Consider the following 17,860-nt stretch of genomic DNA (forward strand, 5'->3'; position numbering starts at 1 on the left):
GCCTTGCGCCGCCAGCTCAGACGCGGCAACAAGTACCGTATCGTCAAGCTGATCTGCGAGTCTGGCAAGTCCATTCTGCTCCGCAAACACGCGAAGGTCTGTCAGAACGTCTATAATCCAAGCGTTGGGCATTGTTAACAGTTTCCCTGATATCTCGATTACTTACACAACCATAGCACGCAGCGATCATCAGAAAAATTCCCTCTATTTTACTCCCCATAAATGGGGAGGTGGGCTTGTGTAAATCACTGTAATCCCCCAGAGGTTGCCATAGCAAGGGTTTTGGCAGAGACAATTTTCACTAATTTGATTCTTGGTCATGATCGGATCTGGCGTTATGAATCCATTAACCAATTCTCGCATAGGTTGATTGTTGTCGATACGTAACTCAACCTGTCAACTAAAAAGGGGCCGCCTTTCGGCGACCCCCCTTTTTGCGTCCTGTTGGCCTTTAGGCTTGCGTGACTACTTGGCGTCGAGCGCGTCTTCCAATGTGCGCAGTCCCGTTTTGGGAGATTGAACCAGAACCGCCATGTTGCCGGGCTTGTGTTCATTGCGCATCATTTTCATGTGGGCATCGGGGATTTGATCCCAGGCGAAGACCTCAGACATGCAAGGGTCCAGACGGCGCTCCACCATCAGACGGTTGGCTGATGCGGCCTGTTGCAGATGCGCAAAGTGGCTGCCCTGGATGCGTTTTTGATGCATCCAGACATAGCGTGCATCCATCGTCAGGTTATATCCAGTGGTTCCGGCGCAGATCACGACCATCCCGCCTTTCTTGACCACGAATGTCGAGACGGGGAATGTGGATTCGCCGGGATGTTCGAACACCATATCGACATTGACACCCTTGCCCGTAATCTCCCAGATCGCCTTGCCGAATTTGCGGACTTCATTGAACCAGGCTTTGTATTCGTCGGTATTGACCGTGGGCAATTGCCCCCAGCAGTCGAAATCCTTGCGGTTGATGACCCCCTTGGCGCCCAGGCCCATGACGAATTCGCGCTTGTCCTCGTCCGAGATCACCGCGATTGCATTGGCGCCCGCCGTGTTGATCAACTGGATCGCGTAGGATCCCAGGCCCCCGGACGCGCCCCAGACCAGGACGTTCTGGCCCGGCTTGAGTTCATGGGGGTGGTGGCCGAACAGCATGCGGTATGCCGTGGCCAGCGTCAGGGTGTAGCAGGCGCTCTCTTCCCAGGTCAGGTGCTTGGGCCGCGGCATGAGCTGTTGTGCCTGCACGTTGGTGAACTGGGCGAAGGATCCGTCGGGCGTTTCATAGCCCCAGATCCGCTGGCTGTTGGAAAACATCGGGTCGCCGCCGTTGCAGTCTTCGTCGTCGCCGTCATCTTGATTGCAGTGGATCACGACTTCGTCGCCGACCTTCCAGGTCTTGACCTTGTCACCCACGGCCCACACGATGCCGGACGCATCCGACCCGGCAATGTGAAACGGGGCCTTATGCACATCGAACGGCGACAGCGGAACACCAAGGCCCGCCCAGACGCCGTTGTAGTTGACGCCAGCTGCCATGACCAACACCAGCACCTCGTGGCTGTCGAGCGTTGGCACATCCACAACCTCGACCTCGAACGATTTGTCGGGCTCCCCGTGCCGCTCCCGCCGGATCGTCCAGGCGTACATTTTTTGCGGCACATAGCCCATCGGGGGCATTTCGCCGACCTCATACAAATCCTTCTTGGGCGCATCGTAAGCCGCGATGGCTGGGGTCTCGTCCAAGGCCATGATGTGTTCCTTTCATCGCTCTTATATGCCGCAACGCAGAATCGCATACGGCGCTGCGTCGTGCCTACGTATCGCAAAGCAATAATGCAATAGAATTTGTGCATCATATTGAAATTTTATGTCGCGTCCGATTTGCGGTTGAACCGGTCGGACGGTGTCCCGATATGATGAACGTGGTAGATATCATCATAGAACATGGGCTCCGCCCACAGGATCGCGCGCCCGCGGCAGCCCTTTTCTGGGACGCGTTCTCTGGCAAACTCTCGCCTGTGATGGGGCCACACTTCCGGGCATTGCCGTTTCTGATCCAGGTGCTGGACCCGACCCATGCCATCAGCGCCCGCGATGCGGCGGGGCAATTGCTGGGCATTGCCGGTTTCAAGACCGCCCGCGGATCCTTTGTGGGGGGGGACTGGGCGGACCTGGCACAGCATTACGGGACATTCGGCGCAGTTTGGCGGGCCGTGCCCCTTTCGGTGCTGGAGCGCGCGGTTCAACCCGACATGCTTTTGATGGACGGCATCTGTGTGGATGAGGCGGCGCGGGGGCGGGGCGTCGGCACGCAGCTTTTGACGGCGGTCAAGGCCGAGGCGCGGCAGCGCGGGCTGACCGCCGTGCGACTGGATGTGATCGACAGCAATCCGCGGGCAAAGGCGCTGTATCAACGGCAGGGCTTTGTCCCCGCGGGGACAGTAACGCTGGGTCCCCTGCGCCATGTCTTTGGGTTTCGCGAGGCGACGACCATGACCTGCGCCGTTTGACCCCGCGCATTCTGCGGTGCAGCGCGTTGACACTTGTCGAATGTTTCGTATACGAACGCCTTGACGAACAAAAATTGCGAAGACTGACTCGAGGTGCGCCATGACCGACATGCAGAAAGACCGCCCCTGGCTGTTTAGAACCTATGCCGGGCATTCGACGGCCAAAGCCTCTAACGCGCTATATCGCGGCAACCTGGCAAAAGGGCAGACCGGATTGAGCGTGGCCTTCGATCTGCCGACCCAGACCGGATATGACAGTGACCATACCCTGGCGCGGGGCGAGGTTGGCAAGGTTGGCGTACCCGTCAGCCATCTGGGCGATATGCGGACGCTGTTTCAGGACATTCCGCTGGGCCAGATGAACACGTCGATGACGATCAACGCAACGGCACCTTGGCTGTTGGCGCTTTACATCGCAGTGGCCGAAGAGCAGGGCGCCGATGTCTCTGCCCTGCAGGGCACCGTACAGAACGATCTGATCAAGGAATATCTGAGCCGCGGCACCTATATCTGCCCGCCCAAGCCATCGCTCAAGATGATCGCGGATGTGGCCGAGTATTGCTACACGACCGTGCCCAAATGGAACCCGATGAATGTCTGCTCCTATCACCTGCAGGAGGCGGGTGCGACGCCGGAGCAGGAACTGGCCTTTGCGCTTGCCACGGCGCAGGCAGTGCTGGATGAGTTGCGCCCCCGGGTGCCTGCGGACGATTTCCCGATCTTGGTCGGGCGGATCAGCTTTTTCGTGAATGCCGGTATCCGGTTCGTGACCGAGATGTGCAAGATGCGTGCCTTTGTCGATCTGTGGGATGAGATCTGCCAAGACCGCTATGGGGTTGAGAACCCCAAATTCCGCCGGTTCCGTTATGGGGTTCAGGTGAACTCCCTGGGCCTGACCGAGCAGCAGCCCGAGAATAACGTTTACCGGATCCTGATCGAGATGCTGGCGGTCACCCTCTCGAAAAAGGCCCGGGCCCGTGCCGTGCAGTTGCCCGCCTGGAACGAGGCGCTGGGCCTGCCGCGCCCCTGGGATCAGCAATGGTCACTGCGGATGCAGCAGATCATGGCGCTGGAAACCGACCTTTTGGAATATGACGATCTGTTCGAGGGCAATCCAGCCGTCGACCGGAAGGTCGAGGCGCTGAAAGACGGCGCCCGGGCGGAGTTGGCCAATTTGCAGGCCATGGGCGGCGCGGTCGACGCGATCGAATATATGAAGGCGCAACTGGTGAACGCCAATGCCGACCGGGTCAATGGTATTGAGAAAGGCGAGACCGTTGTGGTCGGCGTCAATAAATATACCCAAGGTGAGCCGTCGCCCCTGGTGGATGCGGATGGTGGCATCATGGTTGTTGATCCGGCGGTGGAACAGGATCAGATTGACCGCTTGAACGCTTGGCGGGCCGAGCGAGACGAGGCGGCCGCGCAAGCTGCCATCGCCGATCTGCGGGCTGCGGCGCAGGCAGGTGAGAATGTCATGCCTGTTTCCATCAAGGCCGCCAAGGCCGGTGTAACAACCGGTGAATGGGCTGGTGTCATGCGGTCCGTCCATGGTTTGTATCGCGGGCCGACCGGTGTGTCGGCGGCGCAATCCAACAAGACCGAAGGGCTGGATGACATTCGCGATGCCGTGAATGTCGTGTCAGATCAATTGGGGCGGCGCCTGCGGTTCCTGATGGGCAAGCCTGGCCTGGACGGCCATTCGAATGGAGCGGAACAAATCGCCTTTCGCGCGCGCGATTGTGGGATGCAGATCGACTATGCGGGCATCCGCCTGACCCCGGATGAGATTATTGCCGCCGCACAGACCGACGCCCCCCATGTCATTGGGTTGTCTATATTGTCCGGCAGTCATCTGCCGCTGGTCGAGGAATTGATGGCCAAGCGTCAAAGTGCCGGACTTTCGCATATTCCGGTTATCGTTGGTGGAATTATTCCGGATGAAGATGCCGTGCGTCTGAAAGCAATGGGCGTTTCCAAGGTTTATTCGCCAAAGGATTTTGAACTGAATCGGATCATGATGGACATCGTAACATTGGCTGATCCGTCAACAATTGCGGCTGAATAAAAGGGTCTTTACGGCATAATCACGCGCGTTATGATGCTCGCTATAAATAGCGATTTGCATTTGGTTTCGATTTTCGACATTTGGTTGAAGAAAAGGAGGCCAATATGGCGATAGACCTACATGCACTTTCCCGCAAAGAGCTGGAAAAACTCCAGGTCGATATCGATAAGGCGCTGGCAAAAGTTGCCGAGGAAGAGCGCAAAGCCGCTCTGGCCGCTGCTGAAAAAGCCGTAGCGAACCACGGGTTTTCGTTGGATGAGCTGATCGCCAGTGGCGCGGTCGGCGGTAAGAAAGGGCGCAACGCACCTAAAAGCCCTGCAAAGTACCGGAACCCCGATAATCCAGAGCAAACCTGGTCTGGCCGTGGCCGTCGCCCTGGTTGGATTGCCGAGGCGGAAGCGGACGGCAAGGTGCTTGCTGACCTGGAAATCTAGAATATCATTTTATAATGAACGTTTGGGCGCGGCTTTGTTTAAGCCGCGCCACATTTGTGGCTGCTGTGTTTCGATTTCTTACGCCCGACACGGCTGCGGTGAAATATTGAGATATCTACGACACGCCGAAAATGAAACTCGCCGTAATTGCTGCGGTGCCGAATGACGACAAAGCGCGGTTTATTGCGCGGCTGCCCAATTGGCAGGCCAAGTTAATATTTGATCATGACGATCTTGGATCCCCACTCCTTGACATAACAATTGATCTGTAGCGGGCTGGAACGGCCGACACGGCTTTCAATCAAAAAACGCAAGGTAAGGAATAGCTGAATGCCGCTGCTTGAGCACCAGCGCGTTTTGTTTCTAATACCTTCCAAAAGGTTGGGTGTGATTGATATATGACCGACCGGGAATTTTGCAGCGCGGCGTTCCCAAATCGCTGTCATTTCCCTTTCTTTCGCATCGGGACGAAAAGAAATTTGTCGGGTGGTGGCCTTGTCCAGTGGTCTGATTTCGGGATGGGGATGCGCAATGATCCTGGCCTTGCCCCGACCCGCGGCGATGTGGCGTTCGAGGTTGTGGCGTCCCCCCGGCCGTGAACCGATCTGGGTTTATGTGGTTGCGCGCCCTCGCCAACTGCGATCATCTGCACTGAAAAAGGGGGCATTATGACTGTTCATATTGGTGCGCAACCGGGGCAAATCGCGGAAACCGTCTTGATGCCGGGCGATCCGCTGCGGGCGAAATGGGCCGCCGAGACATTCCTGACAGAAGTGACCTGCATCAATGAGGTGCGCGGCATGTTGGGGTTCACCGGCATATGGAACGGCCATCGCGTGACGATCCAGGGGTCGGGCATGGGGATGCCCTCGCTGTCGATCTACGCCAATGAACTGATCCGGGATTACGGGGCACAAACGTTGATCCGCATCGGCTCCACCGGGGCCATGCAGCCGGATATCGAGTTGCGCGATGTGGTGGTCGCCATGACCGCCTCGACCCTGTCGACCCCCTCCCGCGGGATCTTTCGCGAATTGAACTATGCCCCCTGCGCCGATTTCGGGCTACTGCGCGCCGCTGTCGCGGCGGCGGAGGCGCGCAAGGTCACAACCCATGTGGGCGGGATCTATTCATCAGACGTGTTCTATGATGAGCGACCGGACCTGAACGAACAGATGACCCGGCATGGCGTTCTGGCCGTGGAGATGGAGGCGGCCGAACTGTACACGCTTGCCGCGCGGCACAAACGGCGCGCCTTGGCCGTGTTGACCGTATCCGATCATCTGTTGACCGGGGCCGCGCTGGACAGTGCCTCCCGCCAGTCCGGGTTCAGCGATATGGTCGAGATCGCGCTGGAAGCGGCGTTTGCCTGATTCGGGTCAGCGGCCGTGGCTGCGGTCATAGCCGTTCAGCGGTACGGGTGGGACAGGGCGGGCGGGGGCAAAGACCTCGACCAGCAGGGGATGGCAGGTGGCGACATCGCTGGAATGGGTCGTGCTACAATCGCCACCCGGGCAGGCTGACAACGCTCCCAAAAGATCGATCTGGGCAAAGAAGGTGATCTGATCGCCCGAGCGGGCGGGGCTGGCCTTCATGAAATACTGCCCTGTATCGCGCGAAAAACCGGTGCACATGAACACGTTGAGCACATCGTGGATATGGGGTTCGGCATCAGCCAGCCGCAGCCCGCGCGCGTCGGCCAGGGCACGGGTCAGATTGGAATGGCAGCAATAATGGTAGTCCTGCCCGTTCAGCAGGTGATGGGTATAGGGATCGCACCTGGTGCCGATCACGTCATGGACCCGCCCGCCAAACGCATCCTGTCCGTACCATTCCAGGCTGTCATCGATCACGACGGCCATGGGGCGTAGAAACGGCAGATTGGACCACAGCGCGCAGCCCGTCGTCACATGGGTCCCGTGCAGGGCGCGGGTCTTGCCGGAGAAGAACCGCTCTGACAGGTCATGGGCGTTCCACAGGTTCAGGTCACCCACCTGCGATCCATCAGGGCAGGAAATCCGAAAGACGCCGCCAGCGGGGACATCGAATGTGGCCGCGTCGCGGGGTGGCACGGTGACCTTGGCGACAGAGGGCATGTCATCCGCCTGGGCGCGCAGGCCTGCTACGCCGAAATCCGGCAATGTTTCGTTGGGATAGCAGATCACCGGCGCGATCTGGCGACGGTCTTCGGCATCTGGCGGTGTATCGATCATGGCCCCTCCTGCGTCACCGGCACCTGCCGGTATCGGTCAGAGCTTGGACAATGGCATCGATAGCGTAAAGGTGCTGCCGCGCCCGTAATCGCTTTTGATCAGAATCTGCCCACCCAACTGATCCGCCAGATCCCGGCAGATCGACAGGCCCAGACCTGTCCCACCCGCCCCGGCGCTGCCTTGACCTTCGGCGCGCCAATAGCGACTGAACACCATCCTTTTGTCTTTCTCGGTCAGGCCCGCCCCTTGATCTGTGACCGATAGGTGCAAATCGCCTTTGACCATATCGGCCCCGATATCGATGGTGCCATCGGTGGAGAATTTCACGGCATTGCTCAGGAAATTGATCATGATCTGATGGACACGGGACAGATCCATCACCACCGCCGCCGGAGCCGTGTCCGACATCGTCGTGGCGACATCGATGGTCTTGCCCTCCACCATCAACGTAGCCTGGGTCGTGGTTTTCCACATCGCCAGGGTCTCGGCCAAATTCACCTCTGTCTCGGTGGCTTGCATCGCATATTCATCCAGCCGGGCCATCTGCAACAATTGCGTCACTTGGGACTGCAGGTTGCGGCTGGCCGACAGCCCAGCCTGCGCCCACAGCTTGTGTCGATCCACTTGAGAGGCGCGATGAAACAGTTCGAACATCCCGTGGATCGCATTCATGGGTGTCCGGATCTCGTGGCTCATCGACGACATGAACTTGCTTTTCATCGCGGAAATGTCCCGCTGGGTTTGCTCGCCCATGCGCAATCGGTCCACCATGGCCGAGATCAGATTTGAAGGTATGACCGCGCTGCACCAAAACACGCCCAACGCAATGGCCCGCTGCCCTTCATGCACGAGTTCGGCATCATAGATCACGTTGCCGCTGAGGCTGCTTACCAGTGCGATCACAGGCGCCAGGCAGGCCGTGGTTACGATGGTTCCGGTTTGTCCCATGGCCAAAGCCGTGATCGCCAACAGTGGCAATACGAGGTGAAAGGTCTTGATGGCGGATCCGGGAATGACCCCGCCGCTCAGCAACAGGAACGTGCTAGCGACAACGCAGACCGCCACGATGACCTCCCACATCTGGACCCTGGTGTGGAGGGGCAACCCCTCGCGCAGGAGCAACAGGAAAAGCGGGACAAACCCGATTGTGCTGAGGCTGCTGCCCACGATCCAGCTGTCATAGGCAGCCCAGAACTCAACACCAGCCATGCCATGGATCAAAAGACCTGCCGCAACCGATGTGACAGCCACAACAGGCAATGCGGCAAGACCCACGAACCGAAGGTAGGTCCGTTCCGTCCGGTGGGGCCATTCCATCCCAAGGACGCGCCGCATCAGGATGGCGATAAGCGCGACCTCGGCCGCATTTACCAGCATCAGCCCGATAGAGAAAAGTGGCGACAGGCCCCACAGCAGATGACCCAGAAGAACCCCGATTGCATGAGACAGGACCAGGTCTGGAATGTAGCGCCGCTTGGTCAGGACAAGGCCGGCGATGATCAGGGCATTGGGCAGCCAGATTACTGGCATCTGGGCGGTTACGGCATTAAAGGCGTGGCTGGCGATGCTGAATGCCAACACTATGGTGCAGATCAGCCCGATGCGCAGGGGTCGTTTCATCTTGCGCAGTTCAAGAACGCCCCAGTATCTGTCCTCGCAGTTCGGCAAGGTATGTCCCCCCAACGGCTGACCTGTTCGTGTTAGCCGGTTGCACAGCGCAGCGTGTTCCCAAACCCTTACCAATTGATTAACCGTTGGTGAGGTAAAACGAAACCGGCCCCGCGAAGGGGCCGGTCGGTCTTGGGATTAAGGGGTTGGTTGGGCGGGTGCCGGTGGCGGGGTCTTGTCAGATCCGAACCAGCGCCGCTTAGGCCGCTCGGGGCCGTACCAATCCTCGTTCCGGGTGGCGTACATCGTACCGGCCAAGGCTGCGAAGGCCAGACAGGTGCCCGCCAGCAAGGCGTAATCTGCGCTGCGCAGGATCAGGTACAGGACCGCATAGAGCACAGCCAGCATCGCCCCCAGGACAAAGACCCGCTTGCCAAGTTTCAGTGCAGTGGCCCCGAACATCACCAGAATACCGATCGTTGCGGCACTGGCCAGGGCATAGGCCGCGCCGAACCCGATCTGCTCTGCAAAGGCCACCATCATGAGCACGAACATCGACTGGGCCAACCCGATCAGAATGTATTGCACCGGGTGGGCCGGGCGCCGCGTGCGGTCCTCAACCAGCAGGACAGTCAGGAAAGTCAGCGCGATGTAAAGGATGCCATAGCGCCCGGCGCGATAGGCCTTTTGGTAGAAATCATTGGGCTGAAAGAACGCCACGCCAAAGGTCTGGGAGCGATCGATCCCGGTCGCTGCCTCCGTCCGCTGTACTTGCGGAATGGGACGCGCGAGGTGCGGGATGGACCAGTTGGCCTCAAACCCGGCCTCGGTGATGGTCGACCCGTTGGGCAGGAATGCCCCCGTAAAGCTGGGATGCGGCCAATCGCTGACCATATTGACGGTGGTGTCACGCCCGGCGGGCACGATGTGCAGCGACTGTGCCCCGTTAAAGCCCAGCGTCATGGCAAATGTGTCGCGCTGCCGCGGATCGCCGATCTCGGCCCGCACACCGCCTTGGCCATGGCCTGCCGGGGCCAGGGGTTCCAGGGCAAGCGTTTCCTTCCCGTGGGTCAACGCCGCTGTCCCGCGCAGGGATCGGTTGGAGCCAAGGCTCATCTGCAATTCGGCCTTTTCCCAGATGATCCGCTCCTTGCCCGTCAGGACGCTGGCGGCTTTGTCCGTGGGAAAGTCGAACGTCATCTGTGCCTCCGCCGCATAGACAGGCACTTCGAAAATACCCCGCTTGCGGATCTCTGACGTGCTGTCCAGCGATACGTTGAACTGACCGGGCTGCAGTTGGATGGCGGGGCGATTGACCACAACCGTCTCATCGACCCAATCCAATAGCCACTTTCCTTCGGCATCCATGACCTTCTCTCCGGTCTCGGGGTCCAGCCGGTGGCGCCGCTTGCGCTCTGTCACCTCTTCCTCGACCGGGATCACCAGGACAGGCCCGCCAATGGTCTGCGCGCCGCCCCACTCCTGGCTGACCGTCCGCACGGTATCGCGGCTATAGCTCGATCTGTCGTCAATCACCGCGCCCACGAAAAACAATGGGATGAACATCAGCAGGGCCAGCAACCCCACGATACAGAATTTTAGTCCGGCAGAGCGGGACATTGGCAAATCTCCTTTGCGTCAATTGATTGGGCAAAGGATTAAGGGCCGCTGGTGCAGATGCTCCGGTCAGGATGTGCAGGTTTTGTGCAGGTCAGGCCGCCTGGTTCAGCGTCTCGACCGGCAGGATCGTGGGCAGGTGTCGCGCAATCTCATCCCAGGTTTCGCCTTCATCGCGGCTGTCAAAGATCGATCCGCTATTTGTGCCAAAGTAGAGGCCTGCCTGCGCGTCGGTCGCCATGGCCTGCCTCAGAACCGTGAAGTAGCAGTTCTGCTCTGGCAACCCAGCCTGTTTTTTCTGCCAATGCGCGCCCCCGTCGCAGGATTTCCACACAGCGACAGAGGCATCGGGCGGATAGCGGCCCGCACTGTCGCCATTCAGTGGAATGGTCCAAATCATCTGTGGATCACGCGGGTTCAGCGCAATTGGAAAGCCAAAGGTCGACGGCAACCCGTCCGTGATATCATCCCAACTGCGCCCGACGTCGCGGCTGCGATACACGCTGTGGTGATCTTGTTGATAAAGCAGATGGCCTGGCCCCCGCGTGATGTTACGGACGCGATGTCCGGTCTCGCCATCACGCGGCGCGGCGGGATGGTCATGGTGCCCGCAAGCCCCGGCATAAAGCACCCTGTGGCCATAGCCCAATGATCAGACCTGGGCGATCTCCTCGTCGAACGGAGGCTTCGAGGCCTCCCACCCGATCATCTTGGCAAAGACCGGGTCAGTCGCGGTCCATTCATCGCGTTTACCCTTTGAGAGCTGCACCACATCCCAGGTGGCACCCCTAGTCGCCTTTTGGCCAAATCGCGCGGATCGGATCAGACATGGCGTTCCAGCATCATCTGCTTGATCGAGGCGATCGCCTTGGCGGGGTTCAGACCCTTGGGACAAGTCTTGGCGCAGTTCATGATCGTGTGGCAGCGATACAGCTTGAACGGATCTTCCAACTCATCCAATCGCTCACCCGTGGCCTCATCGCGTGAGTCGATCAACCAGCGATAGGCGTGCAATAACGCGGCCGGGCCGAGATACCGATCACCGTTCCACCAATAGCTGGGGCAGGAGGTCGAACAGGATGCACACATCACGCATTCATAAAGGCCATCCAGCTTCTGCCGGTCCTCGATGGATTGCTTCCATTCATGCTCGGGTCGTTGGGTCTTGGTCTCCAGCCAGGGCATGATACTGGCATGCTGGGCGTAAAAATGGGTCAGATCCGGGATCAGGTCCTTGATCACCGGCATATGGGGGAGGGGATAGATCTTCACATCGCCTTTGATCTCGGCCATCCCGTATAGGCAGGCCAGTGTGTTGATCCCGTCAATGTTCATGGCGCAGGACCCGCAGATCCCTTCGCGGCAGGACCGGCGAAAGGTCAGGGTCGGATCAATCTCGTTCTTGATCTTGATCAGTGCGTCCAGAACCATCGGCCCGCAGGTATCCAGATCCACGAAATAGGTATCGACCTGGGGGTTCTTTTCATCATCCGGGTTCCAGCGATAGATCTGGAACTTGCGCACATTGGTGGCACCATCCGGCTTGGGCCAGGTCTTTCCCGTTGTGATGCGGGAATTCTTGGGCAGGGTCAGTTGTACCATTGTGCGGCTCCTATCCTAAACGGCTGATCACGAGCGGGGTCAGCCCGTCATTCAGCAAACATGTCACGGTTTCTTGCCGGGTCGCGACCCGGACGATCAGATCGATATCCTCGGCCTCGGGGCCCGCGACACCAGCTCGGGCCAGTTGCAGGATCTCACCAGACGAGGCGTTGTCGATAATACAATCCGCCGCAGGCTCGACCGGGACACCTGGGAACCGCGTGGCGAGCACTGGGTAAACGGCTTGCTTGGCCTGCTGGCGCGCCACCTGATCGGCCACTCCGCCGGGGCCACAGCTTGTCATCAGCATACCGATAGTGACCACGGCGCACAGACCGCGCGCCGTGAGAGGGATGTTAACCAATGTCACCACCCTCGCCCCCGAAGGACCGGGCCACTGGCCGTGGAGCGATGCGCCAACCAAGATCGGGCCAAAAGGCCATCAAAATGCGGGAGGCGCAGGCGCATCTGTCAGTCAGCCAGCAGGCAATACAGGTTGCCGCGATAGAGGTACGGCGCATTGTCGACACAACCAACCTTTTTGATGGGCACAAACGTGAAACCGGCATTGGTCAGCTGGCGTGGCGGGACAGCGCTGTTGCCACCATTGCGGTTGGCGCAGTCATTCACGGCCGCGGCCCGCTCGGCCGAAACGCCGCGGCCTGGGTTCAACCGGGCATAGCTGACCCCGTTCACAAAGGCGGTTTGGGTGATCCCCTGGCTGTTGATACCAGCCCCCCGGGCGCAGGATTCCAGGACATCTTCAACAGTTGCGGCAGAGGCCGCGCTCGCCAAGGCGCCAAAGGCGCAGGCGATCAGTAAGGTCTTCTTCATCAGTATACTCGTGCTTTGGGTGCGATTTTTTTCAGATCGATCCCGCCTTCATTATGCCCGAGCAGCGGGTTGAGGTGAACCGGACGGTAATCCAGCTCAACTTGCCCATTAACATAGGCAAGCGTGTGTTTGCGCCAGTTTTCGTCATCCCGGTCGGGATAATCCTCATGCGCATGCGCCCCCCGGCTTTCCTTGCGCGCCTCGGCACTGACCACGGTGGCCAGGGCATTCGGCAGCAAGTTTGACAATTCCAGCGTCTCCATCAGATCGCTGTTCCAAATCATCGACCGGTCGGTCACGCCCACATCGTCGAAAAGCGCATCTACCTTCTGCACCCGCGCCACGCCCGATTTAAGGCTATCTTCTGACCGGAATACGGCAGCATCCTCTTGCATGGCCCGCTGCAGCGACAGGCGCAGGCTTGCGGTCGAGGTCGCCCCCTTGGCATGGCGCAGCGCATCGAACCGGCCCAATGCCTTGTCCAGGCTGGCCTTGTTCAGCCGCGGATTGGGCGCGTTGGGGTCCACGACCTCTCCCGCCTTGATCGCGGCGGCCCGGCCAAAGACCACCAGGTCGATCAGGGAGTTTGATCCCAACCGGTTCGCCCCGTGCACCGACGCACATCCTGCTTCGCCTACTGCCATCAGGCCGGGTGATATACGATCCGGGTTGTCCTGTGTGGGGGCCAGCACCTCACCCCAGTAATTGGTCGGAATGCCGCCCATATTATAGTGAACCGTCGGCAAGACCGGGATCGGCTCCTTGGTGACATCGACACCGGCAAAGATGCGCGCGCTTTCCGAAATGCCGGGCAGTCGGGTTTTCAACGTCTCGGGCGGCAGGTGGTTCAGGTGCAGATGGATGTGATCCTTCTCTGCACCAACCCCTTTGCCATTGCGGATCTCCATCGTCATGCAGCGGCTGACCACGTCACGGCTGGCGAGGTCCTTGTAGGTTGGCGCATAGCGTTCCATGAACCGCTCGCCCTCGGAATTGGTCAGGTAGCCGCCTTCGCCCCGTGCACCCTCGGTAATTAAGCAGCCTGCGCCGTAAATGCCGGTGGGGTGGAACTGGACAAACTCCATATCCTGCAGGGGAAGCCCGGCCCGGGCCACCATTCCGCCGCCATCGCCGGTGCAGGTATGGGCCGAGGTCGCGCTGAAATACGCCCGGCCATAACCGCCCGTGGCTAGCACCACCATCTTGGCATTGAACACGTGCAGTGTGCCGTCATCCAGTTTCCAAGCCAGAACGCCCTGGCACTGGCCATCCTCCGACATGATCAGATCGGTCGCGAAATATTCGATATAGAATTCGGCGTTGTTCTTTAGAGACTGCCCATAAAGCGTGTGCAAAATCGCGTGGCCGGTCCGGTCTGCCGCGGCACAGGTGCGCTGTACCGGGGGGCCTTCACCATATTGCGTGGTATGGCCGCCAAAGGGACGCTGGTAGATCTTGCCATCCTCTGTCCGGCTGAACGGCACGCCATAATGTTCCAGCTCATACACCGCCTTGGGTGCCTCACGCGCCAGATATTCCATCGCATCGGTATCACCCAGCCAGTCCGACCCCTTGACCGTGTCATACATATGCCACTGCCAGCTATCGGGGCCCATATTGCCCAGACTCGCGGCAATCCCGCCTTGGGCTGCCACGGTGTGGGACCGCGTCGGGAAAACCTTCGTCACGCAGGCCGTCTTCAGCCCCTGTTCCGCCATCCCCAATGTCGCGCGCAGACCGGCACCACCGGCCCCCACCACCACAACATCATATTCGTGGGTCTCATAATCGTAAGCAGCAGCCATGGGTTACGTCTCCATTTCGGGTGGCGTCTCGGCGCCGACAGATCTCAACTCAGGTAAAGTCAGCGATTACAGAGCCAGCTTGACCAGTGCGAACAGGCCCGTTGCCATGGCACCATAGCTGACACAGACCATCGCAATGATCAGCAGCTTGCGTGTCAGGCCATGGCTGTAATCCTCGATCAGCACCTGCACACCGCTGCGAAAATGCTGGAAACCGACGATGATCATCAACGCCGTAACAATTGCCGGGAACGGCCGGGCGAAATGTGCGACCACATTCGCATGGCTTTCGCCGACCATCGGGCCGAACGCGATCAGGAACAGCGGCACCAGCAGCAACAACGCATAAGAGCTGATCTGCATATGCCAATGATGTTCGGTTCCGGTCTTGGCCGATCCCAGCCCGACGGCGCGCTTGCGATCCGTTACATAAGCCATCCGTCGCTCCTACAGCAGAATTACGGTGAAAATCGTCAACAGGACCGACCCGCCAATGACGGCCCACCCCATCTTTTCGGCCATCTCGAACTCCAGCCCATGGCCCGCATCCCAGATCAGGTGCCGCAGCCCAGCCAGCGAATGATACCAAAGGGCCCAGATCGAACCCAGCATGATCAGTTTGCCTAGGATGGATGTCATGAACCAGTCGGCGGTCGCAAAATAATCCGGTCCCGTCGCCGCAGCCAGCAACCACCACACTACCATCAACGCCCCCAGCAGCAGTGCATTGCCGGTCAATCTGGTGAGGATCGATGTCATCGAGGTCAGTTGCGGGCGATAAATGCTCAGATGCGGTGACAGCGGGCGATTGCCCCGGTTCACATCGGCCATGGCGGCTCCTTCCGGCGATGGCGCAATGTTGCGCCGTATTGGCTGACACACTGATATCGCATTTTGTGGGGGAGTCACGCTGTCAGACAGCCCAAAACCGCGGTCTTTTGGCGCAATTTGATTGATCATGCATATTTGTGATCACGCCAAATTTTTTTGTGATCACGTTTTTGCCAAGATATCGCCGTGGCAGCTTTGCTCCGGTTCTATTGGCAAGACCCGGATGGCGACCCTATTTACGGTTCGTATTATTCTCGACCGATTATTCCGATCTTTAAGACCATTTTGACCCAGTTATCGACCGTTTTGGTCAATAGATCCGGATTGCCCATGTCCCGACTATGCGTCACCACCGATCAGATTTCGACCGCTCAAACCGGGATGCTGTCCCGCTTTGATGAGCGGATGGCCCGGCATCTATGGCCGTTCTACGGGGCACCGCGCTCTATCACGGGCCCGGCTTTTACCGAATTTGTTACCCAATTCCGGCAAGCGGCCCAGGCCCGCGGGTTTCGCCATGAGCGCCATCTCCTTGATCTGGTCGAGGCCTATATGCTGAATGGATGGGCGCTTGAACTGCAGCCAAAATTTGAACAGATCGTTGCGGCCCCCATGCTCACAGCAGAGGAAAAGGCCCGCCGGATCAGGCAGATTTTCGTATCAGCCCACCCGGATTACCAGCCCGAGGCACGGTCCGCATGAATGACTTCAGCACGATCCAGTCGCCGGATGCCCCGGTGCAGACCTGCCCGAACAACTGTGCCGAAGCGATGGCCATGGCCAACCAGGAGGTTGATCTGGTCCGGCGGATCGATGATCCGATCCAGCGCAATGTCGGCATCACCGAAGCCTACCGCGATCTGGGGGAGGCGATGCCCAACAACTGGTGGGTCCGTCTGGCGGGCTATGTGTCGACCCAAGGGGGATGTGCCATGCGCCGCACCCAGCAATGGGATGCGCAGAGTATCGGCCGCTTGATCGTCAACCCCGAACAGGCGATGGAGGCGCTGAAAGACGCCAATATCTCTATCTTTTCCAGCGTCTATCCCCCCAACAAGTTCATGCATGAATGCGGGTTCGAGCGGCTCAAGGAATGCGTCGATGCAGGCGAGATCGAGGTGGACGAGACATTGATGGCCGGGCTTGAAAAGCTTAACAATGGCGATTTGCAGGGGGCCGCCGACCTGCTGGCGCAGCATGAACAGGTCGAGGTCGTCCAGCCCGTCTATGACCGGCACGCCGAAACCTTTGACGATCTGGGCAATGCCGAGGCCATGATGCCCGGTGATCAGACCAGCATTCCCATCGCCTATGAATGCACGCGGGACAATCTCGTCCCCCTCGGTGATCTTGATATCGAAGATCCCTTTGATCGCGTGAGTTATTACCACCGCCTCATGGATCGCATGAAACAGATCGAGGGGTTGCCGTGACCCGCACCCTTGTCGGTCTTGCCGCCGTCGCGGTGGCCCTCGTGTTGATTTGGAGCACCATCGTCATGACCACTCCCACCCCCGAACGGCCTGTGATCACGGTCAAGACCCACATCCTGGACAGTGTTCACGATTACCTGCGCAACAACGATCTGGCGGCCAATGAACAGCGGTTTCGGGACCGCGCGACCCCCGACGACTTCCCGGCCGATTATATTGTGGCCCGTGCCGGTGACCGCCATACCGACGATCCCGGCGGTGTCATCCTGACCTATGATGCGGGGTCCTGCCCGATCACGCTGCCAGCCGGTCGGCAATTCGCATTCAGCTATATCGGTGGCTACCTCGACAATATCGATGCCATCTTCCCGTTGGAGCCGATGCCATGGGACGAGATGCAGGAGATGGTCGCCCAGGTCACCGCGCAATTCGATGCGGCGGGCTGGCGTGCCGACGGTGATCGCCCGGCCCTGACGCCTGAGCAGTTCCTAAAAGGCGGGCCCGGCACGAAATGGGCTCGCGTCGGACACTGGCGTGCCTGCGATGCGCCCTTCGTGACGGCCTATGTTCAGGTCCGGCATTATAACTCATCCGCGCCGGGCTCCTTCACGCCGCCCGCTGGCTTGACGGCGCCCTTGCCTGACGATGCGCCGGACCGGTTTCTGATGCGCATCTGGTTCTACATCAAGGACAAGCCCGAGGTGGAGGCCGAACTGACGGCCCTGCGCAACGCCCGCCGGGTGGATGCCTCGGGCAAGGCGACTCAGGCCTTACCGGTTTCGGTCTGGATCGATGATCCCAACTGGCGGCCCGAAGATTGGTCAGGCACCTATATCGATTAGGTGCCTCGGTTTCGTGGTCTGCTTTATGGCGGAAACTTTGCAACCGTCTGCTGGGGGAAACCG

Annotated in this window: 19 protein-coding genes; 7 read left to right on the forward strand and 12 right to left on the reverse strand. The window is 59.4% G+C overall.

What is annotated here, in order from left to right:
* Positions 1-465 precede the first annotated feature (465 nt).
* Positions 466-1,749 carry a crotonyl-CoA carboxylase/reductase gene (gene ccrA / locus IU397_RS02835; RefSeq protein WP_204410421.1) on the reverse strand — a complete coding sequence of 428 codons (1,284 nt, stop codon included), beginning with the start codon at positions 1,747-1,749 and terminating at the stop codon, positions 466-468.
* A 164-nt stretch (positions 1,750-1,913) separates the two neighbouring features.
* Between ccrA and IU397_RS02840 the strand changes: the two genes are divergently transcribed.
* From IU397_RS02840 to IU397_RS02850, 3 genes are all read left to right on the forward strand, one after another.
* Positions 1,914-2,510: a GNAT family N-acetyltransferase gene (locus IU397_RS02840; RefSeq protein WP_370541597.1), complete on the forward strand. Its 597-nt coding sequence runs from the start codon at positions 1,914-1,916 to the stop codon at positions 2,508-2,510.
* A gap of 100 nt (positions 2,511-2,610) precedes the next feature.
* Complete coding sequence (locus IU397_RS02845) at positions 2,611-4,578, forward strand: protein meaA (protein ID WP_204410423.1); 1,968 nt, start codon at positions 2,611-2,613, stop codon at positions 4,576-4,578.
* A gap of 104 nt (positions 4,579-4,682) precedes the next feature.
* Entirely contained in the window at positions 4,683-5,012 is a 330-nt protein-coding gene (locus IU397_RS02850; protein ID WP_204410426.1) for an H-NS family nucleoid-associated regulatory protein, read from the forward strand.
* A 212-nt stretch (positions 5,013-5,224) separates the two neighbouring features.
* On the opposite strand, the gene IU397_RS02855 is transcribed toward IU397_RS02850, so the two are convergent.
* Positions 5,225-5,458, reverse strand: coding sequence for a hypothetical protein (locus IU397_RS02855; RefSeq protein WP_204410428.1), 234 nt, complete (start codon positions 5,456-5,458; stop codon positions 5,225-5,227).
* Positions 5,459-5,680: 222 nt separating this feature from the next.
* On the opposite strand from IU397_RS02855, the gene deoD reads away from it, so the two are divergent.
* Positions 5,681-6,385, forward strand: a complete 705-nt coding sequence (gene deoD / locus IU397_RS02860; RefSeq protein WP_204410430.1) for a purine-nucleoside phosphorylase — start codon at positions 5,681-5,683, stop codon at positions 6,383-6,385.
* A 6-nt stretch (positions 6,386-6,391) separates the two neighbouring features.
* Here deoD and IU397_RS02865 read toward each other — a convergent pair whose 3' ends face one another.
* The 10 genes from IU397_RS02865 to sdhC form a co-directional block, all read right to left on the reverse strand.
* Positions 6,392-7,225 (reverse strand): DUF1989 domain-containing protein, encoded by an 834-nt coding sequence (locus IU397_RS02865; protein ID WP_204410432.1) that lies wholly within the window; start codon positions 7,223-7,225, stop codon positions 6,392-6,394.
* Positions 7,226-7,261: 36 nt separating this feature from the next.
* On the reverse strand, positions 7,262-8,845 hold the full coding sequence (locus IU397_RS02870; RefSeq protein ID WP_204410434.1) for a sensor histidine kinase: 1,584 nt from the start codon (positions 8,843-8,845) through the stop codon (positions 7,262-7,264).
* Between the two features lie 186 nt (positions 8,846-9,031).
* Positions 9,032-10,453 (reverse strand): cell envelope integrity protein CreD, encoded by a 1,422-nt coding sequence (gene creD, locus IU397_RS02875; RefSeq protein ID WP_204410436.1) that lies wholly within the window; start codon positions 10,451-10,453, stop codon positions 9,032-9,034.
* A gap of 91 nt (positions 10,454-10,544) precedes the next feature.
* Positions 10,545-11,099, reverse strand: a complete 555-nt coding sequence (locus tag IU397_RS02880) for a hypothetical protein (protein ID WP_204410438.1) — start codon at positions 11,097-11,099, stop codon at positions 10,545-10,547.
* Between the two features lie 173 nt (positions 11,100-11,272).
* Positions 11,273-12,052 carry a succinate dehydrogenase iron-sulfur subunit gene (locus tag IU397_RS02885; protein ID WP_204410440.1) on the reverse strand — a complete coding sequence of 260 codons (780 nt, stop codon included), beginning with the start codon at positions 12,050-12,052 and terminating at the stop codon, positions 11,273-11,275.
* A 10-nt stretch (positions 12,053-12,062) separates the two neighbouring features.
* On the reverse strand, positions 12,063-12,422 hold the full coding sequence (locus IU397_RS02890) for a hypothetical protein (RefSeq protein WP_204410443.1): 360 nt from the start codon (positions 12,420-12,422) through the stop codon (positions 12,063-12,065).
* 101 nt (positions 12,423-12,523) lie between these two features.
* A complete protein-coding gene (locus IU397_RS02895; RefSeq protein ID WP_204410445.1) occupies positions 12,524-12,886 on the reverse strand; it encodes a hypothetical protein in 363 nt (120 codons plus the stop codon).
* On the reverse strand, positions 12,886-14,691 hold the full coding sequence (gene sdhA, locus IU397_RS02900; protein ID WP_204410447.1) for a succinate dehydrogenase flavoprotein subunit: 1,806 nt from the start codon (positions 14,689-14,691) through the stop codon (positions 12,886-12,888). Before sdhA ends, IU397_RS02895 begins: the two co-directional genes overlap by 1 nt.
* Before the next feature lie 66 nt (positions 14,692-14,757).
* Complete coding sequence (gene sdhD / locus IU397_RS02905) at positions 14,758-15,129, reverse strand: succinate dehydrogenase, hydrophobic membrane anchor protein (protein ID WP_204410450.1); 372 nt, start codon at positions 15,127-15,129, stop codon at positions 14,758-14,760.
* A 9-nt stretch (positions 15,130-15,138) separates the two neighbouring features.
* A complete protein-coding gene (gene sdhC / locus IU397_RS02910) occupies positions 15,139-15,522 on the reverse strand; it encodes a succinate dehydrogenase, cytochrome b556 subunit (RefSeq protein ID WP_204410452.1) in 384 nt (127 codons plus the stop codon).
* Positions 15,523-15,852: 330 nt separating this feature from the next.
* Between sdhC and IU397_RS02915 the strand changes: the two genes are divergently transcribed.
* From IU397_RS02915 to IU397_RS02925, 3 genes are read left to right on the forward strand one after another with little or no spacing between them, the layout of a single operon-like run.
* Positions 15,853-16,224 carry a hypothetical protein gene (locus tag IU397_RS02915; RefSeq protein ID WP_204410455.1) on the forward strand — a complete coding sequence of 124 codons (372 nt, stop codon included), beginning with the start codon at positions 15,853-15,855 and terminating at the stop codon, positions 16,222-16,224.
* Positions 16,221-16,955, forward strand: a complete 735-nt coding sequence (locus IU397_RS02920; protein WP_204410457.1) for a hypothetical protein — start codon at positions 16,221-16,223, stop codon at positions 16,953-16,955. Before IU397_RS02915 ends, IU397_RS02920 begins: the two co-directional genes overlap by 4 nt.
* Positions 16,952-17,797, forward strand: coding sequence for a hypothetical protein (locus IU397_RS02925; RefSeq protein WP_204410459.1), 846 nt, complete (start codon positions 16,952-16,954; stop codon positions 17,795-17,797). Before IU397_RS02920 ends, IU397_RS02925 begins: the two co-directional genes overlap by 4 nt.
* The last annotated feature ends 63 nt before the right edge of the window (positions 17,798-17,860 follow it).

This window comes from Actibacterium sp. 188UL27-1 (assembly GCF_016901225.1).
Classification (GTDB): Bacteria; Pseudomonadota; Alphaproteobacteria; order Rhodobacterales; family Rhodobacteraceae; genus 188UL27-1.